24 protein-coding genes are annotated in these 26,018 nt (G+C 44.5%); 20 read left to right on the forward strand and 4 right to left on the reverse strand.

Going from position 1 to position 26,018, the window contains the following annotated elements; translation table 11 throughout:
- Positions 1–46 precede the first annotated feature (46 nt).
- From HH214_RS03985 to HH214_RS03995, 3 genes are all read right to left on the reverse strand, one after another.
- Positions 47–577 (reverse strand): AAA family ATPase, encoded by a 531-nt coding sequence (locus HH214_RS03985; RefSeq protein WP_169606113.1) that lies wholly within the window; start codon positions 575–577, stop codon positions 47–49.
- 20 nt (positions 578–597) lie between these two features.
- Positions 598–1,218, reverse strand: coding sequence for an RDD family protein (locus HH214_RS03990; RefSeq protein ID WP_169606114.1), 621 nt, complete (start codon positions 1,216–1,218; stop codon positions 598–600).
- A gap of 64 nt (positions 1,219–1,282) precedes the next feature.
- Positions 1,283–1,909, reverse strand: a complete 627-nt coding sequence (locus HH214_RS03995) for a DUF4159 domain-containing protein (protein WP_169606115.1) — start codon at positions 1,907–1,909, stop codon at positions 1,283–1,285.
- 181 nt (positions 1,910–2,090) lie between these two features.
- Between HH214_RS03995 and HH214_RS04000 the strand changes: the two genes are divergently transcribed.
- The 8 genes from HH214_RS04000 to HH214_RS04035 all read left to right on the forward strand — a co-directional run bounded on the left by HH214_RS04000 (position 2,091) and on the right by HH214_RS04035 (position 13,983).
- Positions 2,091–3,086, forward strand: coding sequence for an AAA family ATPase (locus HH214_RS04000; protein ID WP_169606116.1), 996 nt, complete (start codon positions 2,091–2,093; stop codon positions 3,084–3,086).
- Positions 3,087–3,203: 117 nt separating this feature from the next.
- The gene (locus tag HH214_RS04005) at positions 3,204–4,076 is read left to right on the forward strand and encodes a DUF58 domain-containing protein (protein WP_248282199.1); all 873 of its coding nucleotides are present in this window, start codon (positions 3,204–3,206) and stop codon (positions 4,074–4,076) included.
- Between the two features lie 84 nt (positions 4,077–4,160).
- Entirely contained in the window at positions 4,161–5,690 is a 1,530-nt protein-coding gene (locus tag HH214_RS04010) for a BatA domain-containing protein (RefSeq protein WP_169606117.1), read from the forward strand.
- The gene (locus HH214_RS04015) at positions 5,683–7,815 is read left to right on the forward strand and encodes a hypothetical protein (RefSeq protein WP_169606118.1); all 2,133 of its coding nucleotides are present in this window, start codon (positions 5,683–5,685) and stop codon (positions 7,813–7,815) included. Before HH214_RS04010 ends, HH214_RS04015 begins: the two co-directional genes overlap by 8 nt.
- Positions 7,815–9,614 (forward strand): hypothetical protein, encoded by a 1,800-nt coding sequence (locus HH214_RS04020; protein WP_169606119.1) that lies wholly within the window; start codon positions 7,815–7,817, stop codon positions 9,612–9,614. The genes HH214_RS04015 and HH214_RS04020 overlap by 1 nt, the downstream gene beginning before the upstream one ends.
- A 47-nt stretch (positions 9,615–9,661) precedes the next feature.
- Entirely contained in the window at positions 9,662–11,299 is a 1,638-nt protein-coding gene (locus HH214_RS04025) for a TldD/PmbA family protein (protein WP_169606120.1), read from the forward strand.
- A 10-nt stretch (positions 11,300–11,309) separates the two neighbouring features.
- Entirely contained in the window at positions 11,310–12,641 is a 1,332-nt protein-coding gene (locus HH214_RS04030) for a TldD/PmbA family protein (protein ID WP_169606121.1), read from the forward strand.
- A 118-nt stretch (positions 12,642–12,759) separates the two neighbouring features.
- Entirely contained in the window at positions 12,760–13,983 is a 1,224-nt protein-coding gene (locus tag HH214_RS04035) for a serine hydrolase domain-containing protein (protein WP_169606122.1), read from the forward strand.
- A gap of 37 nt (positions 13,984–14,020) precedes the next feature.
- Here the strand turns inward: HH214_RS04035 and HH214_RS04040 are convergent, their stop codons facing one another.
- The gene (locus HH214_RS04040) at positions 14,021–14,650 is read right to left on the reverse strand and encodes a phosphatase PAP2 family protein (RefSeq protein ID WP_248282200.1); all 630 of its coding nucleotides are present in this window, start codon (positions 14,648–14,650) and stop codon (positions 14,021–14,023) included.
- Positions 14,651–14,820: 170 nt separating this feature from the next.
- Between HH214_RS04040 and HH214_RS04045 the strand changes: the two genes are divergently transcribed.
- From HH214_RS04045 to HH214_RS04100, 12 genes are all read left to right on the forward strand, one after another.
- Positions 14,821–15,540 carry an ATP-binding cassette domain-containing protein gene (locus HH214_RS04045; RefSeq protein ID WP_169606123.1) on the forward strand — a complete coding sequence of 240 codons (720 nt, stop codon included), beginning with the start codon at positions 14,821–14,823 and terminating at the stop codon, positions 15,538–15,540.
- Positions 15,541–15,575: 35 nt separating this feature from the next.
- Positions 15,576–16,100 (forward strand): hypothetical protein, encoded by a 525-nt coding sequence (locus HH214_RS04050; RefSeq protein ID WP_169606124.1) that lies wholly within the window; start codon positions 15,576–15,578, stop codon positions 16,098–16,100.
- A gap of 121 nt (positions 16,101–16,221) precedes the next feature.
- Positions 16,222–16,521 carry a GIY-YIG nuclease family protein gene (locus HH214_RS04055; RefSeq protein WP_169606125.1) on the forward strand — a complete coding sequence of 100 codons (300 nt, stop codon included), beginning with the start codon at positions 16,222–16,224 and terminating at the stop codon, positions 16,519–16,521.
- Positions 16,522–16,640: 119 nt separating this feature from the next.
- Positions 16,641–19,037, forward strand: a complete 2,397-nt coding sequence (gldG, locus tag HH214_RS04060; RefSeq protein WP_169606126.1) for a gliding motility-associated ABC transporter substrate-binding protein GldG — start codon at positions 16,641–16,643, stop codon at positions 19,035–19,037.
- 32 nt (positions 19,038–19,069) lie between these two features.
- Complete coding sequence (gene dnaN, locus HH214_RS04065; protein ID WP_169606127.1) at positions 19,070–20,194, forward strand: DNA polymerase III subunit beta; 1,125 nt, start codon at positions 19,070–19,072, stop codon at positions 20,192–20,194.
- A 182-nt stretch (positions 20,195–20,376) separates the two neighbouring features.
- Entirely contained in the window at positions 20,377–21,102 is a 726-nt protein-coding gene (locus tag HH214_RS04070) for a DUF4397 domain-containing protein (protein ID WP_169606128.1), read from the forward strand.
- A gap of 19 nt (positions 21,103–21,121) precedes the next feature.
- A complete protein-coding gene (locus HH214_RS04075; protein WP_169606129.1) occupies positions 21,122–21,892 on the forward strand; it encodes a DUF4397 domain-containing protein in 771 nt (256 codons plus the stop codon).
- 114 nt (positions 21,893–22,006) lie between these two features.
- Positions 22,007–22,651: a DedA family protein gene (locus HH214_RS04080; protein WP_169606130.1), complete on the forward strand. Its 645-nt coding sequence runs from the start codon at positions 22,007–22,009 to the stop codon at positions 22,649–22,651.
- Between the two features lie 61 nt (positions 22,652–22,712).
- Positions 22,713–23,441 (forward strand): carboxypeptidase-like regulatory domain-containing protein, encoded by a 729-nt coding sequence (locus HH214_RS04085; RefSeq protein WP_169606131.1) that lies wholly within the window; start codon positions 22,713–22,715, stop codon positions 23,439–23,441.
- A 138-nt stretch (positions 23,442–23,579) separates the two neighbouring features.
- Positions 23,580–24,407 (forward strand): alpha/beta hydrolase, encoded by an 828-nt coding sequence (locus tag HH214_RS04090; protein ID WP_169606132.1) that lies wholly within the window; start codon positions 23,580–23,582, stop codon positions 24,405–24,407.
- A gap of 331 nt (positions 24,408–24,738) precedes the next feature.
- On the forward strand, positions 24,739–25,038 hold the full coding sequence (locus HH214_RS04095; protein ID WP_169606133.1) for a hypothetical protein: 300 nt from the start codon (positions 24,739–24,741) through the stop codon (positions 25,036–25,038).
- Between the two features lie 278 nt (positions 25,039–25,316).
- Entirely contained in the window at positions 25,317–25,838 is a 522-nt protein-coding gene (locus tag HH214_RS04100) for a transposase (RefSeq protein WP_169606134.1), read from the forward strand.
- Positions 25,839–26,018: the final 180 nt, after the last annotated feature.

Here is a 26,018-nt window from a genome sequence, read left to right on the forward strand (position 1 = left end):
ATCCTTATTTCAATAGCGTGTTAAAATAACAAACGCTTAACATTCATTACAACTTACCCAATACCAGATTAAGCCTTTCTTGTACCGAAGTGTCTCCCCTTATTTCCAACACTGAACAGGATAGTTTTGACAACCAGGCTTCATGCGCTTTTAAGGTTCGCCCACTTATGGCATCAGTATCGTAAGCCGTAGCCCATTCCAAAAACTGTTGATATTGTAAGGCTCGTTCCGGGTTGGTAAAGATCACATCGCCATAGCGTTCCAATTCGCGGTTTTTTAATCGTTGCAGCCTTATAGCTGGCGGGATGTATAGGAAAACAACCAGATCAAACGCGGTTAACCATTCTTCACCCCAGTTAATTACCGATCCGCCTATAATCCAGTTATCATGCAATAACAAATCTTCATGAAGCATAGCATTCCTTTCATGAGGCTCACGCCTGATGGTAAAGGGAGGTTCAGAAGGCTTCCAGAAATACTGGTCACTATCAAAGTAAGGACAACCTACATGTTCAGAAAGCACCATCCCCAAGGTTGTGGTACCTGAGCAGGATGCGCCCAAAACATGTATTTTCATTTAAAAGCTTTGCTTCTTTCTTAATAAACGTCTTTGCGTATTACGTAGGTTTTAGCCATCACATCATGAAAAGCCTGTTTGTATTGGCTAAAGAAAATGCCCAGAAAGCCTACACCAAAGAAAAAGCCAGACAAAAACTTACCAAACCCTCGCCCTAATGCCCGCAAAAAGGTAACTTTCCGACCATTCTGATCTACAATTATCAACTTAAATGCAGCCTGCCCCAAACTGCTGCTTAAAGGTGAAGCTGCGGTCAAGGTAAAATAAACAATCATGAAAATTGGCGCTACGGCCACCTGAAAAAACTGCTGATTTTTAACAATAAAATCATCTAGCTGAACATTAGGAGCAGTAATGCTGGCATAAATGGTTATTCCGATAATCAGAATTACTACCATGGTAAAGTAGTCAATTATGTAAGCCAGCAAACGAATGCCAAAACCAGCTAAATTAGCCTCGGTAGGAAAGTAATAACCATAGTAGCGGAAGTATTCCAGAAAGTCAGACATATCTGCCGCTTTTTCCCATTTGCCCTCATTGATACGAACCGGGGTATCCGGTTCTAAACCACGGTCGGTTAACTCATCAAAAGAAAATGGCCCTAGTTGTTCACCATTCTCCTGAATATAAAAATTATCCATGTTGTAATGCTGGATAAACAGCATACAAAAGTAGTTGTTTTTTAGCAGTACTTACTAACGCTGCTCACGAACTCATGGCATACACAATAATGTTTATGCCGAACTTGGTATTATCTTCCGCCAGAAAGCGCTTGTTCCTGAAATCATAATCCCATTCGCAACCATAATCTTTATTACTGTACAAAACGGCAATACGACCGTTAATGGTAATGGCCTTCAAATAATCATGCACCAAATCATCACCCCAGCCATTCAGCTCAAACGAGGTATTGGGCGGACCTTTCTCAAATTTGAAAAAGGCATTATAAATTTCATGATTATTGGGGATTTTTTTCAAAGCCTCATGCCCGAACAAACTCCCCATTTGCGTTTCGAATGATTTGGCAAACAGTCCGTCAATGTCATGGTTGCAATCGTCAACAAATACAAAGCCGCCATTTTCTACATACTTTTTAAAGTTAGCCCTTTCCTGCGCATCAAACTGCACCAGCTTATGCCCGCTCAGGTAACTAAACGGCGAGGCAAACACATCCGGACTGCTTAAGGCCACCACCTTTTCTTTCTGCTCAATAGGAATAGTAGTATATTCCAGCAGCGAGTTCAGGATATTTGACGGCATGCGCTGGTCGGTATCCCAATCGCCGGAGTGGTAGCTGAAACGGGTAAATGTAAATTTAGAATTTAGAGACATTTAGGATTAAAACTCTAAAGTAAGTACAAAATTTTATCTAAACTGCCTTTTAATTTACGGCGCCTGTAATTTTTTAGATACTTCCTTTAATTTTTTGCAATACTTTATCGCATTTTGCCGAAAGCACGATATATTGTGATGCCATTTAGCTGGTTATACACTTTCTAAACCCTATACTGTTTTGGAACTTACCGAAAATAACATTAAATCACTGCTGGCCAAGCTGCCGTTGCTGAAAACCGAAATACAAAAGGTTATTGTAGGCCAGGAACACATTCTGGATGAATTACTGGTGGCCTTTTTTGCTGGCGGGCATTGCCTGCTGGAAGGCGTACCGGGATTGGCTAAAACGTTACTGGTAAAAACCATGTCGCAGGCGTTGCAGCTATCGTTCCGACGTATACAATTTACGCCCGATTTGATGCCGACCGATATTATCGGTACTGAAATACTGGAAGAAGACCATGCTACCGGCAAACGCTTTTTCAAATTTAACAAAGGTCCCTTATTTGCCAACATTGTACTAGCCGACGAGATAAACCGTACACCGCCCAAAACCCAATCAGCCTTACTGGAGGCTATGCAGGAGTTCGAGGTAACTTACGGCGGGCAAACCTATCCGCTTGACCGGCCCTTTTTTATTCTGGCTACCCAGAACCCAATTGAGCAAGCTGGCACCTACCCGTTGCCCGAAGCACAACTCGACCGTTTTTTACTGCTCATTCGCATAGGCTACCCTACTGCGCAGGAGGAGTTTGAAGTATTGAACCGCACCACCGGTACCCGCAAGGTTGAACTGAATGCGGTTATCTCAGCTGAAGAAATTACACAGGCACAAGCACTGGTGAGACAGGTAAGCATCAGCGAAGATTTGGTACGCTATGTAAGCCTCATCATTCGTGCCACCCGCCCTGATACTACCGATTTGGCTTATGTAAAAGAGTGGGTTCGCTGGGGCGCTGGTCCGCGTGCCGGGCAGGCACTTATTTTAACTGCCAAAGCCTGCGCTTTGCTAAAAGGCCGCTATGCCGTACTAATGGAAGACATTCACGCAATGGCCACCCCGGTACTTCGCCATCGCGTGCTCATGAACTTTAAAGCCGAGGCCGAAGGCATTACCGCCGATAAAGCCACCGCCGAATTAATTAAGCTAGTAGAAAGACCGAAAGGAATATAGTCGGTTGCGGGTTTTGTGTTGCAAGTTGCGAGATAAAAGTATCTCCAACAAATATACTAAAACACAAAACTCGCAACACAACACGCACAACTCGCAACAAAAAACCCGCAACCCAAAATGCTGCTCGACCCAAAAGTATTAATGACCATCAAGAACCTGCCGCTATTGGCTAAAACGGTGATTGATGGCTTTATGAACGGCTTTAACAAAAGTACCGTTAAGGGGCCGGGATTGGAGTTTAGCCAGTATCGAAGCTACCAGCCGGGTGATGATTTGCGTTGGCTGGATTGGCGCATGTACGCCCGCTCAGACCGGTATTACATCCGCGAATCGGAAGTGGAAACCAGCATTTCGGTTAAGCTGATGATTGATGCCAGCGCCTCCATGAATCATTTTGATGGTACGCTGAAAAAAATTGAATATGCTAAATTTCTGGCCGCCTCGCTGGCTTATCTGGCCAACTTGCAGGGTGATGCCGTAGGCTTATACGTATTTAAGGAAGGAGATTTATTCTCATTGGCCTCCAAGCCTGATCCGCAACATTTGCAACGGGTATATTATCAGCTTGAAAATATGCAGCCAGCCGGCAACTTTACACAGCCTATGCATTACAAAGAGCTGTTTGCCGGAACAGGCCGCAAAGAGCTACTGGTATTTGTAACCGATATGTACCAGCAAGATGGCGAAATTATGAACCTGCTGGACACACTGGCAGCCTTGAAGCATGAAATTATTGTATTCCAATTAATGGGACAAAACGAATTAGATTTTGATTTCAAAGGTTACTCAGCTTTGGAAGACCTGGAAACCGGCGAGATCATCCAGATTGGTCCGCAAGCCCGTGAGCAATATCAGGAAAAGTTACGGCAACATCAGGAAAACATCAGGATGGAGTTGCTAGGCAAACATATTGTACACCGCGTAATCAGCACCGCCGAGCCACTGGATAAAGCTTTACGCGATTTCTTGGTGCAGCGAAATAAGGGGTAGTTATTGGTTATTGGTTATTGGTTATTGGTTATTGGTTATTGGTTATTGGTTATTGGTTATTGAGGTAATTTATTTTAAAGGAAGTTGTTTCAGTTTTTAAATCCCATATGGTTGTTGGCAGGTACCGCGGTAATTATCCCGGTAGTGATTCACCTGTGGAATATTCGTCCGGGTAAAGTGCTTAAAGTAGGCAGTATCTCGTTAATAGATGCCGCCTCGCGCAAAAGTAGTCGCAGCTTTAAACTGTTGGATATACCGTTGTTTATATTACGCTGCCTGCTGCTTATCACCTTAGCCCTGTTGCTGGCCTTACCCGTATGGCAAAAACACCTTACGCTAACAAAAGCCAAAGGCTGGATACTGTTCCCGAAAGAAACTTTTACCGCTACTTACCGGCAATTTAAACCGCGCATTGATTCGCTCACCAAAGCCGGGTATGAGTTTCATTATTTCGACCGAAACTTCTCCAAATCTAACTTGCAGCAAATCTTGTTGCATCCGCAAGATTCTATTCGCAAAGATACCGCCGCCTACACACCCGATTATTGGAACATGCTTCGCCAATTGGATACTAAAGTAGCGTCCTCATTGCCTTTGTATGTATTTACACCTAATCGGGCCAGCTATTTCACGGGCAACAAGCCACAGGTAGCCTTAAACCTGCACTGGCAAACTTATACGCCTGCCGATTCGGCAAGCACCTGGGTACAACAGGCTTATTTTACCGGCAACAAAAACATCAGGGTAGTACAAGGCAACGGTACAACAACGGGCATTACTTACCGGTATGCCAACATTCAACAGGGCAATCAGGCTAACTCAGCTTATTCCGTTAATGTTAATAATGGGCAACCTACCGTTAGCCTTAAAGATCAAGCGAACACCGCCGCCGCTATCGACACCACTACCCTGCGCATTGCGGTTTATACCGATAATTATACTACTGATGCCGCTTACCTGCAAGCCGCACTAAAAGCCGTAAGTCAATTTACACAGCAAAAATCTATGGTCAAGTTGTACAGCAATGCACAAGCTATTCCGGCAGGGCAAACCTGGTTGTTCTGGTTGTCTGAAAAGCCAATAAGCAGCCGCTTGCTACAACAAAGCAAAAACGTGCTGACTTACGAAAAAGGCAAAATCATGACGGTACGTTCATGGATGGATAACAGCAATGAGTTTTCTACCGCATCGCAGCAGGTACAAAAAGTTGCTTTGTTTAAAATGGTAAGTAGCAACCGCAGGGAGTCACCTATCTGGCGAGATGGATATGGCCATGCAGTTTTGGGCTTAAAATTACAAGGTACACATCAAGCTTATCACTTTTATAGCCGCTTTAACCCAGCCTGGAATGATTTGGTTTGGAGCAGCGAGTTTCCGAACTGGCTCCTTCAATTATTAACCGGCAATACTGTTCCGGTAAATAAGCGCTTTGATAAGCGGGTGCTTACGCACGAACAATTAATGCCTCTTATTAGTACCGAAACGCATGAAACGGTTACCAAAATCACCGGCTATCAGGATTTAACTCATTATTGCTGGCTGGTCTTAATTCTGCTGTTTTTGGCAGAACGCTGGCTAGCTAACCGTACACCTAAAACTGCAACCCATGACTGAGCATAACGGATTGTATAAGGTAAAAACTCTGCAACAACGCTGGATTGCCTACCAAATCCTGGCCGACGCACTTCTGGCTTTAGGTTGCGCTTTAGTTTTAGGCAGTCTATTACATTTTTTAGCGGGCTGGTCGGCGTGGTGGGGCGTGCTTGTTTTTATCATTGTATGGCTAGGGCTGGAAGCTTACCGTCGCCCGTGGCAAATTACATTACAAGCCATTTGCACATTCCTAAATGGCTCTTACCCTGAATTGGAAGAAAGCACTGATTTGGTACTCAAACCTGCCGACAGCCTGAACCTGCTGGAGCGCCTGCAATGCAGTAAAGTGGAAAATGCATTGCAACACGTACCTACCCAACCTGAACAATTTACCAAACGGCTTAAAACAGCCGGATTACTATTGGTGCTGGCTTTAGCCATCAGCTTTGCTTGCTCAAAAATACACGTACGGACTCATGCCGGCAGCTATGGGTTGGGTACCGATCAAACCAGCACAGGCACATCACTGCCACCTGAAAAGGTATTGCCCCAAATTGATGAAGTCAACATTAAAATTACACCACCTGCTTATACTGGTAAACCTTCGCACGAGCAGGATAAATTTACTTTACAGGCCGAAGAAGGTGCTACAATAAACTGGCAAATCAATACCAATATAACAGTTAAAAAGGTTTGGCTGCTCTTTAACGAACATGAAAAGCTACTGCTAAGTAGTACCAATAGCGAGCACACCCAGTGGAAAGCCCAACGTGCCATCATCCAACCCGGCTTTTACCAGGTGAGCATTGATGGCAAACTATCAGACCTTTACCAAATTCAGGTAATTAAAGATGGCGTACCGGTTATCCATATCAAAATGCCTAAACAATACACCCATATTGATGCCGGCGAGGCACCTCGGGTAACCTTAAACGCGGCAGTAAACGACGACTACGGGGTAAGTGATGCCCGCATTTTTGCCACCGTAGCCAAAGGCAGCGGCGAAGCCGTAAAGTTTAAACAATATCAGTTCAGCTTTAGCACTTCATTTCAGCAGCATAGCCGGCAATACAACTTACAAAAGGTATTGGATTTACCCGCCCTGAACATGGAACCCGGTGATGAATTGTATTTTTATATTCAGGCCCGTGATACGCATCAGCAACTAAGCCGCACCGATGTACTGATTGTTTCGATACAAGATACCGCAGCTTTGCTAAGTATGGATGGTTTAGTAACTGCCGCTAACATCAAACCTGAATACTTCCGGAGCGAACGCCAAATTATTCTGGATACCGAAAAACTTTTGAAAGAGCGCGACAGCATTAGCCAGGATGCTTTTAAAACCCGTTGCAACGATATGGGCATGGACCAGAAACTACTGCGCCTGCGCTACGGTAAGTTTTTGGGTGAAGAAGACGAAAGCGGTAATGAAGGTGAAGACCATAAAGAACTGAGCAAAGCCGAAAACTTCGGCAATACCAACATGATTATGGATGCTTATACCGATAAGCATGATAACGCCGAAGATGCTACCTTTTTAGAACCAGCTGTGAAAGCGCAATTGAAAGCTACCCTAAGCGAAATGTGGAAAGCTGAACTGCACCTGCGCCTATACAAACCGCAAGAAGCTTTACCTTTCGAATATAAAGCATTACGGCTATTGAAAGACTTGCAGGAAAAATCACGCTCGTATGTAGCCAAAACAGCTTACAATCCGCCTCCACTGAAACCGGAAAAACGATTAAGTGGCGACTTAAGCAAAATCGGCCAGCCTGTAAACCAGCAGGAAATCAAGCCAGCTGCCGACCGCTTTATCACGCTAAAACAAGCCGTAACGGTATTGGAACAACTCAAGCAAAACCCTGCCCTTACTACCACCAGCTTGCGCACCTTGCAACTAGCCGGACAGCAACTTAGCAGTCGGGCATCAGCCGAGCCGGGTATTTATTTGCGTGCGGTAAGCGCCATGCAACGCATGTTATCAGCCGGCAAAAAAATAAATCCGGCAGATATTGCTATCGTAGAAAAAGCCATTCAGAAAAGCCTGCCTGCGGTAAAAACGATGCCTGATGCTACAGCTACTACGGCCGATTTAGGTTTGGCCAAAGGTTATTATAACAACTTAAACCACTTGAACCGATAATGGCTGCTACTCACTGGAACATCACCGTTATCATCATCTGTGTAGTTGTACTACTGCTTACACTTTGGCAGGAATATCGCCGTACCAACCGTAGCCGCTTAGGCTGGCGTGTACTGGCTATTTTGTTGGCGGTTACTGCGCTGGCCTGCATTGCCTTACCCTTAACCTACTCCAGTCAGCGAAAAGCAACTGATGGCAGCGATGCCGTTTTATTAACTGAAGGCTACTCGGCCGACAGCATCAGCAACCATCATTATCCGGTTATTTTCACGACAGACAAGAACATTAAAAAACAATACCCTAAAGCCACTTGGGTAAGCAGTTTAAGTGATATTATTTATCATCATCCGGCCATTAAGCAGTTGCACATTTTAGGTTATGGCTTAAACGAGTATGAATTACAGCAACTCACTACTATTCCGTTAAGCTACCAGGCACCTGTTACACCGGCAGGCTTGCAGCGTTTAAGCTGGCCAGAAAACTTAAAAGCAGGCGAAGCATTACAAGTACAAGGCCATTACCAATCAGCAGCCGACAAGCCGGTTAAAGTGCTGTTAAAAGGTTTAAACACCGGATTGGATTCAATTACTTTACCGGCTCATGCCTCAACAGATTTCGAGTTATCAGCCATACCTAAAAATACAGGTCGTGCAGTGTATAGCCTGTTAACTTTGTCGGGCAATGATACGCTTGCGCATGAAAGTTTACCGGTTCAGGTAGAAGCGGTGAAACCCATCAAGCTGCTCATGCTCACCTCCTCGCCCGATTTTGAAACCCGTTTCCTGAAAAACTGGCTTTCGGAGAATGGTTACAGCGTGGCGGTACGTTCCGTCATCAGTAAAGATAAAATCAGCCAGGATTATGTGAACATCGACAAGCTATCGCTGGAACACCTTACGCCTGCCCTGCTTAGCAAATTTGACGTTGTACTGGGCGATTTATCAACCTTAAAAGCTTTGAACGCTTCTGAAAGTGGTGCCTTGAAACAAGAGGTGCTGCAAAAAGGCTTAGGCGTAATTGTACGGGCAGATAGCGCCGGCAACGCCGCATCCTGGCTGCAAACTGGTTTTCAGGCAAACGCAGCAACTGCCAAAGCACAGTTGAACGAGGTATTGACTCTGCAAAATCAAAAAGCCAAAACAGCACGCCTGCTCATTGATCCTTCTTACGTTTCGGCACAGGGTAATACGCAAAACCTCGTTTACGATAGTCAAAACCATGTACTGGCGGCTACGGCGTTAACCGGTTCAGGTCAGCGCGTGTTTACCACGCTAAATCATACCTTCGCTTGGCTGATGGCTGGCAATAATAAAGATTATGCCGCATTATGGTCGTTGCTGATTGGCAAAGCAGCCCGCAAACTCCCGTCTGTACCCGGATGGATGGTAGCCTCAGCCTTACCTATGTTGAATGAACCCGTACAACTTCAATTACAAAGCGCCTCAACACCGGCGCAGGTTCAGGTAAATGGTATACACGTGGCACCGGTACAAAACGCTTCCATCCCCTATTTGTGGACGGTCAACTATTGGCCTACTCATGCTGGCTGGCAACAAATTAACACTAGCAACGGAACACCTTCCTGGTGCTACGTTTATGAAAATAAACGGTGGAATAGTTTAAAAGCACAGCAAAAAATAGCAATCACACAAAAATCTGTAGCAAATAGTGGTAAAAATGCAACTGTAACAAAACAGATACAGCAAAACACACAAATTGAACTACCGAAAATGTATTTTTATTTGCTTTTATTAACAACCTGCACTTTTTTGTGGATTGAACGCAAGTTAATTGCTTAACCAAGTTATTTTAACAACTATAATTAACCGCTAAGGAGGATTAAACCTTGAAACGTAGAAATTTTATTTACTTAACTGGTGTTGGCGCCGGCGCAATGATGCTGCCAAACCTGCCCTCATTCGGAACGCCGATTGACCCGGCTGAGGCGCTGAAGCAGGTGGACACACGCATTAAAAAAGAACTGGCCGACGCCGCCCTGAACACTGCCAAATCTAAAGGTGCATCTTATGCCGATGTGCGTATTGGCCGCTACCTGAACCAAGCTGTTATTACCCGCGAAAGACGAGTACTGAACGTAGGCAACTCCGAATCGTATGGTGTGGGTGTGCGTGTATTGGTTAATGGCTGTTGGGGTTTTGCCGCTACCAATGATGTTACCAAAGATGGTATGGCTAAAGTAGCCAACCGTGCGGTAGCTGTAGCAAAAGCCAATGCTAGAATCAGCACCAAACCTGTTGAACTGGCACCGCAGCAAGGCTACGGTGAAGTAAGCTGGAAAACCCCTATTGAAAAAAACGCTTTCGAGGTACCCATTAAAGAGAAAGTTGATTTACTACTGGCCTGCAATGGCGCTGCATTAACCGGAGGTGCTACTTTTGTAAACTCAAGCATTCTAGCTATTAATGAGCAGAAATACTTTGCTTCAACCGATGGCTCGTACATCGATCAGGATATTCATCGCCTGTACCCGAACTTCACCGTAACCAAAACAGACCCTGCCACGAATAGCTTTGAAAGCCGTGCAGCCTTGAGCGTACCTTGCGGCATGGGTTATGAATACTTAACCCCATCAGAAAGTGAAAAGGTACATGGCATAGTAACCCGCTATAAACAGCGTTATGACATGCTGGAGGATATTAAAAATGCCACCAAAAATACTACTGAAAAAATCACCGCCAAATCGGTTGAACCCGGCAAGTATGATTTAGTGCTTGACCCTTCGCATCTTTGGCTCACCATTCACGAATCGGTAGCTCACCCTACCGAGCTGGACCGGGTACTGGGCTACGAGGCCAATTATGCAGGCACCAGCTTCCTGACCCTGGATAAATTACATTCCGGCAACTTCCACTTCGGCAGCAAAAACATGAACGTAGTAGCTGATAAACTACAAGCCGGTTCATTAGGCGCTGTAGGTTATGATGACGAAGGCGTAAAATGCGGACAGTGGGATTTGGTGAAAGATGGCGTACTGGTGAACTTCCAGGCCATTCGCGATCAGGCTCATATTTTAGGGCTGGATCATTCACAGGGATGTTGCTATGCGCAAACTTGGAGCGACGTACAGTTTCAGCGCATGCCGAACGTATCACTACAACCCGGCAAAACCCCTTTGAGTGTGGATGAGATGATTAAAGGCGTAGAAAAAGGCATTTACATTGTTGGTAACGGCTCTTTCTCTATCGACCAGCAACGTTACAACTTCCAGTTTGGCGGTCAGCTGTTTTATGAAATCAAGAACGGTAAAATTATAGGTATGCTGAACGATGTGGCTTATCAGGCTACCAACCAGGAATTCTGGAATTCGTTGGTTGCCGTGTGCGACAAACGCGATTACCGCCTGGGCGGTGCGTTCAACGATGGTAAAGGCCAGCCTAGCCAGTCTAACGCAGTATCGCATGGCTCGGCCACCTCACGTTTTAACGGAGTAAATGTAATTAACACTAAAAGAAGAATCGGATAATCAAGATATTATGCCATTACTGAGTAAAGAAGAAGCACAAACCTTGTTAAAGAAAGTGCTTAGCTATTCAAAAGCCGATGAATGTATAATTGGTTTGAGCGGTGAGGAAGGCGGCAACATTCGTACCGCATTAAACCAGGTTTCTACCGCTGGCGATATAGGCACTTTGAGCCTGTCGGTAAGTTCAACTTATGGTAAAAAAACCGGCACCGCCAGCATCAATGAGTTTGATGATGCTTCGCTGGAAAAAGTGGTACGCCGTTCGGAAGAGCTAGCTCAACTAGCGCCCGAAAACTCAGAGCACATGCCCCCACTTGGCCCGCAAACGTTTGCCGAATCCATCACCTATAACGACAAAACAGCTGCCATTACGCCCGAGCAACGCGCCGATATGATGGCCAAAAGTTTGGAAGTAACCAAAGCCGCCAACCTGGTAGCTGCCGGTTACCTGGAAAATGGAACTGACTTCAACGCAGTCATGAACTCAAAAGGTTTGTTTGCCTACAACAAAGCTACTAACGTCACCTTTACCGTAACCACCCGTAATGAGGCCGGTACCGGTTCAGGCTATGCTGCCCGAGGTTTTACTGATGTAAGCAAACTGGACACTTACGGTGCTACTAAAATAGCGGCCCAGAAAGCGTCAGCTTCGGTAGGTGCTAAAGCGATTGAGCCGGGTAAATACACGGTAATTCTGGAACCTACGGCCGCTGTGTATATGCTGGAAAACATGTTCAGGTTTGATGCCCGCAGCGCCGAAGAAGGCCGTAGCTACCTGAGCAAAAAAGGCGGTGGTACCCGCTTGGGCGAAAAGCTGATGGATGATAAAGTAACCATCTACTCCGATCCCTTTAATGCCGACCTGCCGGCCAGCACCTGGAGCCGCGAAGGTTTACCGCACGAAAAAACTTATTGGATACAAAACGGGGTGGTAAAAAACCTGGATTACGACCGTTACTGGGCGCAAAAGAAAGGTGTAAAACCCGTACCTGGCCCAAGCAACATTATTATGGAAGGTGGCACCGCCAGCCTGGAAGATATGATTAAAAGCACTGAACGTGGCATTCTGGTATCGCGCCTGTGGTACATTCGGATGGTTGACCCGCAAGTATTGGCTTTAACCGGCCTTACCCGCGATGGTACTTTCTACATTGAGAACGGTAAAATTAAGTTCCCGATCAAGAACATGCGCTTTAATGAAAGTCCGGTGATTATGCTGAACAACGTAGAAACATTAGGCAAGCCGGAACGCGCCATCAGCGTGGAAAGCTACCGGGGCTACATGATTCCGCCGATGAAGATCAGAGACTTTACGTTTACGTCACTTTCAGACGCGGTATAAATTTGAATACGTCAATACATTAATCCCCCTTTTTAGGGGGATTTTTATTTAACATTGTTTTGCGTGCTTATTACTTAGGTCAACTTAATTTTCTAAATTTCCTTTCTATCTTGCTTTCATGAAACACCATCTGTCTGCCTTCGCTTTCGTGTGCTTGATTATGACTTCGGCTTACAGTCAGAAAAAGAGTAAAACAGCCGACTACTTTCCGCCTGTAGGTAGCTGGGCACATAAAACGCCAGCACAAATGGGTTTGAACGAAGCCGCCATACAGCAAACTATCGCCTTTGCCCAAGCCCATGAAAGTAAATCATCACGCAACCAGGAACTGGCACAATACCAAAGTTTTGGCAAGGAGCCTTTCAGTGATGCAGTGGGTCCGTTGGTAGATCGTGGTGGTTCATCCGGTGTAATTGTTTACAAAGGCTATGTAGTAGCCGACTGGGGTACGCCCAACCGGGTGGATATAACCAACAGTGTTACCAAAAGCTTTCTTTCCAGCCTGGTAGGCATTGCGGTTGACCGGGGCTTGATTCACAGTACGCAAGATACTGTAGCTAACTATGTACCCTTTGTGGAATTGTACAACCCCAGTATCAACACTACCGGACACGAATACGAGCAGAACAATATCATCTACCCTTTTGCTTCGGCTCACAACCGGCGACTTACATGGGAAGTGATGCTGCGCCAAACCAGCGATTGGGAAGGCACCCTATGGGGCAAACCTGATTGGGCCGACCGTCCGCAAGGTGATATTGAACAATACAAAATACGCCAGCGCAATGAACCTGGGGTAACATGGAAATACAACGATGTACGGGTAAATGCTTTGGCTTTGGCAGCTACCTCCGTTTGGCGCAAACCTCTGCCGCAGGTTTTAAAAGAAACCATCATGGATCCGATTGGTGCTTCTACTACCTGGCGGTGGACAGGCTACCGCAATGCGTGGATTGTGCTGGATGGGCAACCGGTACAATCGGTAAGCGGCGGCGGGCATTGGGGCGGCGGCATGTACATCAGCGCTTATGATATGGCCCGCTTCGGTTTACTCACCCTAAATCACGGCAACTGGAATGGCCGCCAGTTGATCAGTCAGCAGTGGGTTAAGCAAGCCCTCACCCCTACTACCGCCAATACTGGTTATGGTTACATGAACTGGTTTTTGAATACCGACCACAAACTATTGCCATCGGCACCAGCCAATGTATGGGTGCACATAGGTAATGGCAATAATATTATTTACTGCGACCCGGAACACGACTTGGTAATGGTAGTGCGCTGGATTGAAAACAAAGAAATGGATGACTTGGTGAAAAACTTACTGAATGCTATAAAATAACCGCAGTACCTGCATGATACTGTACAACGCTAAGCTTTTATTTATTTTCCACCCGCTTGCGTACAGTATTGAAATACACGGCAGTACCTGCGCCGAACAAAGCGCCGGTAGTTACATCACTAGGGTAATGCAAACCTAAATACATACGCGAGTAGGTAATGGATGAAGCCCAAACAGCAGCCGGTGCGATCACATACCATTTCGGATAAGCCATAGAAATCGCAGTAGCCGTACTGACTGATGATGAAGCGTGGCCGGAAGGAAAAGCGAAACCGCCAGCTTGGTAAACCGCGATAATGCGGGTATTGCTGCGAAACGGACGCGGGCGTTTAAACAGGTTTTTAATCAGCAATACCGCACCGTAAGATATAACCGAACTACTGGCTACAAACAAAGCATTCTGCCGCATTTCTTTATCATGACCGAACACACCACCCGCCAGCAATCCGGCCGGAACCAAGGCATTTCCGTATAAATTCATGTGTGATACAAAGAGGAAATACTTGGTTTGTGCTGGCGTACGATGCTCGGAAAGGTGAATCATGACACGGTTATCAAACTTCTGAATCACCGAAGTGGTATCAAACTGCGCCGAGGCACTTTTAGCCTGAACCATAAGCGCGCTCAGCAAGCATAAGAAAACCTTTAAGTGTGAATGCAAAGACATTATAGCTAATTTAACGCCAGTACTTCTGTAAAGTTTGTGTTAACTCACCTTATCAGGTACGCCAAAGCTTTTATGCAACGCTTAAAACCTTGGTACGTACAAATAAATGCCCGCTTATAAATTCAAACATTTTCACCAATATCACACTTCTGCTAACTAACTTTACCCCCATGAGCATTCAGGTTAACGCTTTAACCAAGTGGTATGGCCCCCAAAAGGCGGTAGATAGTATTAGCTTTAACGCCACACCAGGCGTACTGGGTTTTTTAGGGCCTAATGGTGCAGGCAAATCAACCACCATGAAAATGCTGACCGGCTTTGTACCGCAAACATCGGGCACTGCCAGTGTGTGCGGGTATGATACCGTAAAAGAATCGTTAGCAGTACGGCGTTGCATTGGCTACCTGCCCGAAAACAACCCGCTGTACACGGATATGTACGTTAAAGAATCGTTAGCCTTTATAGCCGGTGTACACCAGCTGCATAACCCAGCCCAGCGCATAACTGAAGCAATTGAGCAAACCGGGTTAGGTCCAGAGCAACACAAAAAAATCGGCCAGCTATCTAAAGGTTATCGCCAACGGGTGGGTTTGGCACAAGCTATTTTGCACAACCCCGATGTTTTGATTCTGGATGAACCCACTTCAGGACTTGACCCGAACCAGTTAATTGGCATCCGGCAACTGATCAAAGATTTGGGTACAACCAAAACCGTTATTCTTTCCACCCATATTATGCAGGAGGTAGAAGCCGTATGCAATCGCGTTATCATTATTAACAAAGGCCAAATTGTGGCTGATGATACTTTGCAGGGACTTAAGCAAGCTCACCAGGAGCAATCATTGGAGTCTGTTTTTATCCGTTTAACTAATCCTCAACCACAAGCATAACGAGCTAAACGGACACATTTCGGTAAACTTCTTACATGAAAAAACTTTTTCTGTTTATTTCTACCTTCGGTTTGATTACAATAGCCGCGGCACAAAACCCTACATTTAATAACCCGCATATAGCCGTCAGCATTGGGCCGGAACTGAACATTCCGCAGCATAGCGGTTATACTATTGGCTATGGCGCAACAGGTAAACTTGAAGCCCATCTGATTAAGGCTTTTAGCCTGAGTTTAACCGGCGGCTATACCCAAATGCATTATCGCCGAGCTTATGCGGAAGCTTTTGCTACACCTTCCAACGACCATTACATACCCCTTAAAGCAGGTATTAAATATTACCCTGATACCAAAGTGTATTTTGAGGGAGAGGCCGGCGCTGTGCTGGATAACAATGCCGGACAAAAAAATCTGGCTACCTACTCATTAGGTACAGGCTTCATCATACCCTTTCAACCCGAAAGCCACCAAGCGGTGGATGTGGGTTTGCGTTACGAAAGCTGGTCGCGCAATCGTTTACAGCAGTTTGCTATTCGGGTGGCATATAGGTTAGCTTGGTAAGAGAAAAGTCGTCATTGCGAGGAACGAAGCAATCTGTGCATGGATATTAGTGCCGCGCCTATCAGCGTAGCGATTGCTTCGTTCCTCGCAATGACGTTTGTTAAAATAAATTAATTAATTTATGCAAAGAGGGGGCTGTGTTTATATCCTGACTAATAAGTGCCATACAGTACTCTACACAAGCGTTACTGCTGACATTACTAGCAGAATTTGGGAACATAAAAACAAAGTTTATCCTGATAGCTTTACAGCTAAATACAACTGTGAGAAATTAGTGTATTATTTTGCTTATTTGCATATAGAAGAAGCTATTGCAGCAGAAAAGCAAATTAAAGCAGGAAACCGACAAAACAAGGTAAACCTAATTCAACGTATGAATCCTGACTGGAAAGAATTGTACGATGAATTAATAAAAGAATAACATTAAACCGTTCGTCATTGCGAGGAACGAAGCAATCGCTGCGCTGACAGGCACGGGCGCTAATACCTATGCAAAGATTGCCACGCTATCGCTCGCAATGACGTTGATAACAGATATTCATGTTCACGATATTAAAAAAAGAAATTACATCTTACCTCAGTTCCTTAGTAGCTTATGTTACCATTGGCGTGTTCCTGCTGGTGCTGGGTTTATTTTTGTGGGTATTCCCCGAATCCAGCATACTGGAGTATGGCTATGCCGGATTAGAAAGCCTGTTTAATACCGCGCCTTACCTGTTTATGTTTCTGATACCCGCCATTACCATGCGGTCGTTAGCCGAAGAACGGCGCGAAGGTACTTATGAACTGCTGGCTACGCGCCCGCTTACTGAATGGCAAATTGTTGGGGGCAAATACCTGGCCTGTGTAGTATTGGTATTGTTTGCGCTGCTGCCTACACTGGTGTATGCCTATTCGGTAAGTGTACTGGGCAACCCGCAAGGCAACCTGGATACCGGAGCTATTACCGGCTCCTACATTGGTTTATTTTTGTTAGGCGCCGCCTTTACAGCCATTGGTCTGTTTGCATCATCCATTAGCAAAAACCAGATTATTGCTTTTACCATAGCGGTTTTTATTTGCTACTTTTTTTACAGCGGATTTGATTCAATCAGCCAGCTGTTATCCTTACAAAACTGGGATGTGCAACGACTGGGGATTACCCAACATTATGAGTCGGTAAGTCGTGGCGTACTGGATACGCGCGATCTGGCTTACTTTGTTTTACTTATTTTATTCTTCCTGGCTTTAACTTTAATTGTGGTTGCCCGGCAACAGCAAAAGCCGGTATTTAACCGCTCGGTTCTGGGTCTGATAACCTTATATTTTGCCATTGTGCTGCTAACACAGTTTATATTTACCCGTATTGATTTTACCAAAGAAAAGCGCTTTACCCTATCGCCCATCAGTCGCAATGTGATGGATAGCCTGGCACAGCCGGTTAAAGTAACGGTATACTTGCAAGGCAAAGATTTGCCCGGTGGCATGAAACGCCTGCAACGCGAAACCATGGATATGCTGAACGATTTACAGGCTTACAGTCACCGTAAATTACAATACGAGCTGGTAAACCCGCTGGAAGGTCAATCGCAGCAACAGCAGGAACAAACCTTGCAAAACATGCAGGCGCAAGGCATCGAGCCAACTAACCTGAGCGTAAAAACCGATAATGGTTTATCGCAAAAAATTATTTTCCCGGCGGCTGTGGTTACTGCCGGTCAACGACAGATAGCCGTTAAATTGTTGCAAACCCGTATGGGGCTTGACCCCGATCAGGTACTCAACAACTCGGTGCAAAACCTGGAGTATGCTTTTACTTCGTCCATAAAAAAGGCAACTACGGGTGGCCGCCCGCGTATTGGCTTTACCGAAGGGCACCATGAATTAGCCGATCTGCAACTGAATGATGCCTTACATACTCTGGCTGATGGCTTTGAGGTAGGCCGGGTAAACCTGCAAACCATTCCGTTTGCGGGTATGCAAAAGTTGAAACTGCTGGTTATACCCAAACCTGAACAGCCTTTTACCGAACTGGAAAAGTTTAAGATGGACCAGTACCTCATGCGTGGCGGTCGTATTTTATGGGCCATTGACCAGGTAAGCGCCGAATTAGACAGCTTACGCGGACATGGTGGCGAGCAATTGGCTTTCCCGAAACAACTGAACCTGGACGACCAGCTTTTCCGCTATGGCGTACGCATCAACTATGATCTGATTGCTGATTTAAACTGCGCGCAGATACCGGTAACTACCGGCAACATAGGCGGACAACCGCAAATACAAATGGTACCCTGGCTGTTTTACCCAATCTTTATTCCCACCGCCAAACACCCGGTAGTCAAGAACCTGGATGGCATTTACAGCCAGTTTGCCAGCACGATAGATACGCTGACTGTAAAAGGTACTCGAAAAACGGTCCTGCTTACTTCATCCCCTTATAACAAAAGCCTGACGGCACCTAAAACCTTATCTTTACAGGCATTGGAACAGGAACCCAATCCGCGCGAATTTCAGAGTACGCCCAAAAAGGTAGGCGTGTTACTGGAAGGACGTTTCCCCTCGAACTTCCAGAACCGGCCAGTACCTGAAGGTATGATGGAGCAGGTTCCGGTACTAAACCAAAGTCAGCCAGCCAAGATGATAGTTTTGAGTGATGGCGATATCTTGAAAAACCAGGTAAGTACTGATGGATCACCTTTTCCGCTGGGCTACGATCGTTACACGCAGCAAACCTTCGGCAATAAAAATTTGTTGCTGAACATGGTAGATTACCTGACTGATGATTCGGGACTGATTGCCTTGCGTACTAAAGAAATACAGATTCGATTGCTGAACCGGGCACGCATTCGTAATGAAAAGTTGTACTGGCAACTGGTAAATACCTTGGTACCATTGGGCATAGTATTATTATTTGCATTTTTTCAACATTATTACCGCAAACAACAGTATGCGCGTTAATTTTCATACTTTTGATTGATTAAAATTGAGTTATGAGATTTATTGTTTCAACATTAACCTTACTGAAGCAATTGCAGTCGGTAAGTGGTGCATTAAGCAGCAGCACGGTACTACCTATCCTGGAAAATTTCCTGTTTGAAATTAAGGATGGTAACCTGACCATATCTGCCACCGATTTGCAAACCAGCATGACCACTTCGCTGGCGGTTGAGGCTAAAGAGAACGGCCGTATTGCTATTCCATCACGCATATTGCTGGATACGCTGAAATCATTACCAGAGCAGCCGATCTCATTTTCAGTAGATGATAAAACTTTTGCTATCGAGATCAGTGCCGGCGATGGAAAATATAAACTGAGCGGCGAAAACGGCGACGACTTCCCTAAAATTCCGGTGGTTGAAAATCCTTCATCTGTCAACTTGCCGGCATCCGTATTGGGCGAGGCGATCAATAAAACCCTGTTTGCCGTAAGTAATGATGAGTTGCGCCCGGCCATGACCGGCGTATTCTGCCAGTTATCTACCCAAAACTTAACTTTTGTAGCTACTGACGCGCACAAACTGGTACGTTACCGCCGTAATGATGCACAGGGCGCCACCAATACTTCGTTTATTCTACCTAAAAAGGCGCTTAACCTTTTAAAATCAGCTTTACCAGCTGAGGATGTAACTGTTTCGGTAGAGTACAACAACACCAGTGCTTTCTTCAAGTTCGGCAACATTAACCTGGTATGCCGCCTGATTGACGAGCGTTACCCGGACTATGAAGCTGTTATTCCGCAAAATAACCCTAACCGTATGCTGATTGATCGCTTGTCGTTTTTGGGTACGTTGCAGCGTGTAGCCATTTATGCCAATAAAACCACCCACCAGGTACGTTTGAAATTGAGCGGCAACGAACTGAATATATCATCAGAAGATATTGATTTTGCTAATGAGGCACACGAACGCTTAAGCTGCCAGTATGAAGGTGAGGATTTGGAAATTGGCTTTAACGCCCGTTTCCTGATTGAGATGCTGAAAAATCTGGGTAGTGAAGAAGTAGCTTTACAAATGTCAACCCCGAACCGCGCCGGCTTGTTGTTGCCTCAAGGTAGTGATGAGAACGAAGACGTACTGATGCTGGTAATGCCGGTAATGCTAAACAGCTACGCCTAAGTAAGTAAAAGGGCAAAAAATCTAAGGACTGATTGACATTGCCCCATACTATCAACAAGATAACGGTTGCTGCAAATAGTAATGCAACCGAAAAGTTAAAAGAGGTCCGGTTAACATGCCGGGCTTTTTTTAATTATAGCCGATACCAAAGCCGCAAACAACGAGTTATAAGCTCAGGTGATATGAGAAAATTTAAATACTGTATTTTACTGATAGTAGCTGCCATAGCTTGCCTAACTGCCTGCAAAAAAAACAATGATGTTGTTGCAACGGTAGATAATACCAGGCTATCAGTAATTAATGCCACTACTGATCCTATCAACATTTATTTAAATGGCACTCGGCAAAACAGTACCAGCGGTATTTATACAGGTGGCTCAACCGGCTATCTTACTATTGCTGCAGGAACCGAAACTTTTGCCTTTAAGCATAACTTCAACAACGTAGATTTTTCCAACACCGATACTTTATTTACCCTGCCTCTAACTTTACCTTATGTAGCACCGGTTACAGTATCAGATATTACAACCAGTTACGCTTACTCGTTATTTGTAACCGGCAATACCCGCAGTGATACTTTTTTAACTAAAGATACGCTGACTGCAAATTCTTCATCTCTACCTGAAATGAGATTTATTAATGCTGCTCCAACTGTACCTAACTTACAAATAAAGTTAGATGGTACAGTACTGTTTACCAGCAATGCCTACAAATCAGTTAGTACGTTTCAGACGCTGGCCAGCAGTGGCGACAAAGTAATTACAGTTATTAACACGGCTACTGGTGGCACTATTTACACCACCACTGTTTCTTTAACATCAAGCAGTATATATACTTTAGTTGCACTAGGTACGTTAAAAGGCACAGGTACTTCAGCGTTCAGAGTAGGATTATTAACTAATCAGTAAACAACCTGTTGATTGAATAATGCAAACATATAAATCAGTTTATTGGCGTATAGCAGGTGTAGCCTTCAGTTTGCTCCTGTTTTTGGCAGCCTGCAAAAAATCAAATGATACTACACCCGCTGCCACCAGTGTACAATTGCAAATACTTAATTTCAGTCCGGATGCGTACCCGGTAGCTTTTTTCCTGAACGATGTACAGCAAAACCGCACAGCTGCAACGGGTATCACTAGCGTTAAAACGTACTACTCTTACGCATCACGTACGGGTACCACATCGTCTGATTATTTCTATCTAAGCTCTGCCCAGTATCCACTGCAAATTCGTTCTACCAAAACCTTAAACCGCGTTATTTCTACTGACGACACCACTGCGCTAAACTCTTATACTAAATACACCGTGTACGTAGTCGGTTTAGATGCTGATAATACGCTTACCTCAGTAACCACCAATGATAATGCAGAACCTTTGCCCAGCATAGGCAAGGGTGGAAAAGTTCGGTACATTAACTTATCGCCTCGCACGGCTAGTTCAGCGTATGATATTTATGCCAATGGCATTAAGGTTAATGAGTTCACTAACGTCTTATTCAAAAAAAAATCTGCTTACGTAACGCTGCCAGCCGGTAATTACATTTTTAAAGCATTTGCTACCGGCAATAGTACGGATGCTTTAACCACTATGAGCAGCTTTACCATTCAGGATGGGCATTTGTACACCTTGTTTGCACAAGGCTTATCCAGCCGTACCGATTCAGCCGCTTTGAGCTTGGGGGTAATTACCAATCAGTAACTTCGCCTTTGCACCGGCATATTCAAGCCTAGTCGGCTCAATTTGTTGTACATTACCGTGTGACATACCTTAACTTAAAAGTATATTCTTATTTTTGAGGCAAACTCTTATACTTTGGACTTTCTGCATTCCCTAATCGACTTTATCCTGCACATTGATAAGCACCTGGCCGAAATTATCAGCAATTATCAGGGCTGGACGTACCTGATTCTGTTCTTCATCATTTTTGCAGAAACCGGTTTTGTGGTTACCCCCTTCTTACCCGGCGATTCGCTGCTGTTTGCCGCAGGTGCTCTTGTTGCTGCCGGTAATACAGGTTTGAATATTTACTTGTTAACCACGCTGCTGATTGCGGCTGCCTTTTTAGGCAATACCGTTAATTACGAACTAGGCAAATACTTTGGTGCCAAAGTATTTAAACCCGAAAACAAAGTCCTCAAGCTCGATTACTATTTAAAAACGCAGGCATTTTTTGATAAACATGGTCCGCTGGCAGTTATTTTAAGCCGCTTTATGCCGATCATCCGTACCATTGCTCCCTTTGTGGCTGGTGTAGGCCGTATGCCACTATCTAAATACAGTTTATACAACATTGTGGGTGGCACAGCGTGGATTATTGTTTTCCTGTTTGCGGGTTACCTGCTGGGGAATATCCCTTTCTTCAAACAACATTTTTCATTGATTGCGCTGGCTATTATCCTGGTTTCTATCATTCCTCCTATTATAGCGGCTGTGCGCAGCAGAATGGTTCGTAAGTAATTTAACAGGTTTTAACATACTTCTCCTTAATTATTAAGCCGGCTATTTGTACTTTCATATCATGATGTATCGTGTATGGCTTATAGCTATTATACTTTGCCTAACCACTTGCTACGCCCATAGCCAGGAATTACGCGGACGTGTATTTGAAAGTAAAACCCGCATTACCCTGCCGGGCATTAACGTTCAGAACCTGAGCAGCAAACAAACGGCTACTACTGATAACAATGGCAAGTTCAGCATTAAGGCAAAGGTGAATGATATGCTGATTTTTAAAGGCTTTGCTTACCAGAATGATACGCTGGTAGTAACTAGCTTGAGCGAGTGTGAAGTCTTTTTACTGCCTGAAACCCACCTGCTTAAAGAAGTAAAAATTTCTACTTCGGAAGGTGAAGCCATTACCTACCATGACCCTAATTTTCATGGACAAAGTGTAAACTACCAAACCGATGCCAATGGTAATTACAAAGGTGGCTTGAACTTCAGGATATGGTCGAACCGGGCTACAGAAAGAAAAAGGCTGAAGCTGGAAGATCAGGAAAGATACGACAGGGTTACCCGGCAGATTGATGCTATTTTTAACAGCAAAAAAATGTTAGACTATGTACCGCTAACCGGTACGGAAATGGATAACTTCATCGCTTTATACACCCCATCGGTAGATGCTTTTCAGTCTCGTGATTTTAACCTGCTGGTTTACATTAATACCTGCTACCGCAAGTTTATGCAAATGCCCGCCGATCAGCGGTTAGGCCACACAGCAGACCAAGTTTTAAAACCTAATCAGTAAGCTGTATTTTCATTATCTGCATTTTAAGACTAATAAGATAAGAACATTCGTTCAACTTAAACAGATTTACTGTCGTTGTCTCAGCAGCAAGTTTATATTTGTACACATCAATCATTTCATCATACATCTACTTTTGATATGAAACAGCTTTTTATTTTTTTACTGTTGCTGGTAGGCGGTTTACAGGTACAAGCGCAACAACAATATGTTACCCTGAAAAACCTACCCTATTACGCCGATTCGCTCGATAAAACCGACGAATACAAAACCAGCCGTTGCCGGTTAGATTTGTACTACCCGAAAGGCGCAAAGAACTATGCTACGGTAGTCTGGTTTCATGGTGGTGGCATTACAGCTGGCAATAAAGAAATACCTAAGGCTTTAATGGAAAAAGGCTTTGCGGTGATCGGCGTAGGTTACCGCTTATCGCCCAAGGTAAAAGCGCCTACTTATATTGAAGATGCAGCTGCGGCCATTGCCTGGACGTTCAAACACATTGCTCAATATGGCGGTAACAACAAACTCATTTTTGTTTCGGGTCATTCGGCAGGCGGCTACCTGGTTTCTATGGTTACGCTGGATAAACGGTATTTACAGAAATACGATATTGATGCCAACCGTATAGCGGCTTTAATTCCTTTTAGTCCGCAGGTGATTACGCATTTCACCATCCGTCAGGAAAGAGGCATTAAAGATACGCAGCCCATTATTGATGAGTACGCTCCACTTTACCATGTTCGGGCAGATGCGCCACCCGTATTGCTCATTACCGGCGACCGTGAATTGGAAATGCTGGGCCGTTATGAGGAAAATGCTTATATGGCTCGCATGATGAAACTAGCCGGCCACAAAAGAACCCGTCTGTACGAACTCGATGGCTTTGACCACGGGAACATGCCCGAACCTGCCTTTCCACTGCTGATTAAGGAAGTGAGAAACATATCGAAAGAGATATTGGCGAAGTGATAGGATTGGCGGCGATTCTATAATTTATTAAAAAGTTGTTTGGGGTTTAACAAACTTAGTTTTATCACGTCATGGCGAGCGATAGCATGGCTATCTCTGAACTATAACTTATTTTAGCGCAGAGGTGGCTTCGTTCCTCGCCATGACGTTTTTTGTTTTAGCAGGGTCTATCGTTAGAGAACCTTGTGTTAAGGCTGAGATGCAACCAGCAAAACAGGGTTTCCTCTGGAATACCTTGCGGAGGGCCAGAAGCGGTCAGCATACAGTTTATATCATCTGATATAGAAATAATGCTTAGTAAACCATAATCGGAATTCAACATGTTTACTTTATGAAAGATATGACTGCTGGTATCATCAGATATAAACAACTGCTAAACGAAACACTGCCATCATCATTTACCAGACCGGTTCGGTATAACCATTGTTTTAACCGGATTGTATTAGATTGGCTGTTTCAGGATGTATGGTACCGGCATCTGGATAGTTCAAAAACGGCTATCAGTCAGCTCAATGAAACCCAACTGCAAAAGATGATTGAACGAATGGAGCAGTGGTTGCAAGAGCCCGATTTGCTTTTTGAGGACAATCATCGCTCCTTAACCTGGCGAAAAGCAGCTAAAGCAACCTGAAAGAGTAATGTGCTAGCTAAGATTTACTTAGTATAACTATTTTCTTCCTTACCGCCGCAGTCTGTGTCCTCACAGACTGCTTAATTTACCCTTTACTACTTTGTCGTAGCAGGGTCTCTCGTTAGAGGACCCTGCGTTTAGGATAAGATAGTGCAAGCAACGCAGGGTCTCCTCCGGAAGACCCTGCGGAGACACAAAAAGGTCTTTTAATATAGTCCATTCGATCTTTTTGCTAATATTCTCATAAACAACTATCTTCACGACAATAAACCTACATCGTGCAGCTTAATACTATTTATTTCTATACCGCTTCTATTCTGAACTGGATTCCATTGCTACAAGCCGACAAGTTCAAACACATCATTTTAAGTAGCTTAATCCATTTGGTTGAACAAAAGAAAATGAAAGTGTATGGTTTCGTAATTATGCCTAATCACATTCATTTAATATGGTCAAATCTTGCTGTAAATGGCAAAGAAATGCCTCATGCCAGTTTCATGAAGTTTACCGGACATGCTTTTCAAAAAGAGTTACGGTTAACCAACTCATTCTTACTAGAACAATTTAAAGTGGAACGCAACAGCAGAACATACCAGTTTTGGCAACGAAATGCGTTGCCTATCGAGCTATATACACGCCAAGTATTAGAACAAAAATTGGATTACATTCATACTAACCCTTTGCAGCAGCACTGGAACTTGGCTACCGACCCAAACGATTATGTGTACTCTTCCTGCTCCTTTTACGAAAAAGAAGATCAGCGATATTCCTGGTTAACTCATTATAGGGATGATCTGTAAAGCCTTAGCATTTGTCTTTACTATTATCGTGGTTGGCTGTATCCTCGCTCGCCGTTGTCTGTGTCTTCACAGACAACTCAATTACTTATTTGGCTAAGTAATCTGTTCATTAATCTGCTTGTAGTTGTCTGTGAGGACACAAACAACTGCGGAGAATCTCTTATAAATAATTGCTATTTA

Origin of the sequence: Mucilaginibacter robiniae (assembly GCF_012849215.1) — a bacterium.
Lineage (GTDB): Bacteria > Bacteroidota > Bacteroidia > Sphingobacteriales > Sphingobacteriaceae > Mucilaginibacter > Mucilaginibacter robiniae.

Coding starts and splice junctions, on each gene's coding strand:
- HH214_RS03985 (WP_169606113.1), bottom strand. CDS start 577: ATGAAAATACATGTTTTGGGCGCATCCTGCTCAGGTACCACAACCTTG.
- HH214_RS03990 (WP_169606114.1), bottom strand. CDS start 1,218: ATGGATAATTTTTATATTCAGGAGAATGGTGAACAACTAGGGCCATTT.
- HH214_RS03995 (WP_169606115.1), bottom strand. CDS start 1,909: ATGTCTCTAAATTCTAAATTTACATTTACCCGTTTCAGCTACCACTCC.
- HH214_RS04005 (WP_248282199.1), top strand. CDS start 3,204: ATGCTGCTCGACCCAAAAGTATTAATGACCATCAAGAACCTGCCGCTA.
- HH214_RS04015 (WP_169606118.1), top strand. CDS start 5,683: ATGACTGAGCATAACGGATTGTATAAGGTAAAAACTCTGCAACAACGC.
- HH214_RS04020 (WP_169606119.1), top strand. CDS start 7,815: ATGGCTGCTACTCACTGGAACATCACCGTTATCATCATCTGTGTAGTT.
- HH214_RS04030 (WP_169606121.1), top strand. CDS start 11,310: ATGCCATTACTGAGTAAAGAAGAAGCACAAACCTTGTTAAAGAAAGTG.
- HH214_RS04035 (WP_169606122.1), top strand. CDS start 12,760: ATGAAACACCATCTGTCTGCCTTCGCTTTCGTGTGCTTGATTATGACT.
- HH214_RS04040 (WP_248282200.1), bottom strand. CDS start 14,650: ATGTCTTTGCATTCACACTTAAAGGTTTTCTTATGCTTGCTGAGCGCG.
- HH214_RS04045 (WP_169606123.1), top strand. CDS start 14,821: ATGAGCATTCAGGTTAACGCTTTAACCAAGTGGTATGGCCCCCAAAAG.
- HH214_RS04050 (WP_169606124.1), top strand. CDS start 15,576: ATGAAAAAACTTTTTCTGTTTATTTCTACCTTCGGTTTGATTACAATA.
- HH214_RS04055 (WP_169606125.1), top strand. CDS start 16,222: ATGCAAAGAGGGGGCTGTGTTTATATCCTGACTAATAAGTGCCATACA.
- gldG (WP_169606126.1), top strand. CDS start 16,641: ATGTTCACGATATTAAAAAAAGAAATTACATCTTACCTCAGTTCCTTA.
- dnaN (WP_169606127.1), top strand. CDS start 19,070: ATGAGATTTATTGTTTCAACATTAACCTTACTGAAGCAATTGCAGTCG.
- HH214_RS04070 (WP_169606128.1), top strand. CDS start 20,377: ATGAGAAAATTTAAATACTGTATTTTACTGATAGTAGCTGCCATAGCT.
- HH214_RS04075 (WP_169606129.1), top strand. CDS start 21,122: ATGCAAACATATAAATCAGTTTATTGGCGTATAGCAGGTGTAGCCTTC.
- HH214_RS04085 (WP_169606131.1), top strand. CDS start 22,713: ATGATGTATCGTGTATGGCTTATAGCTATTATACTTTGCCTAACCACT.
- HH214_RS04090 (WP_169606132.1), top strand. CDS start 23,580: ATGAAACAGCTTTTTATTTTTTTACTGTTGCTGGTAGGCGGTTTACAG.
- HH214_RS04095 (WP_169606133.1), top strand. CDS start 24,739: ATGAAAGATATGACTGCTGGTATCATCAGATATAAACAACTGCTAAAC.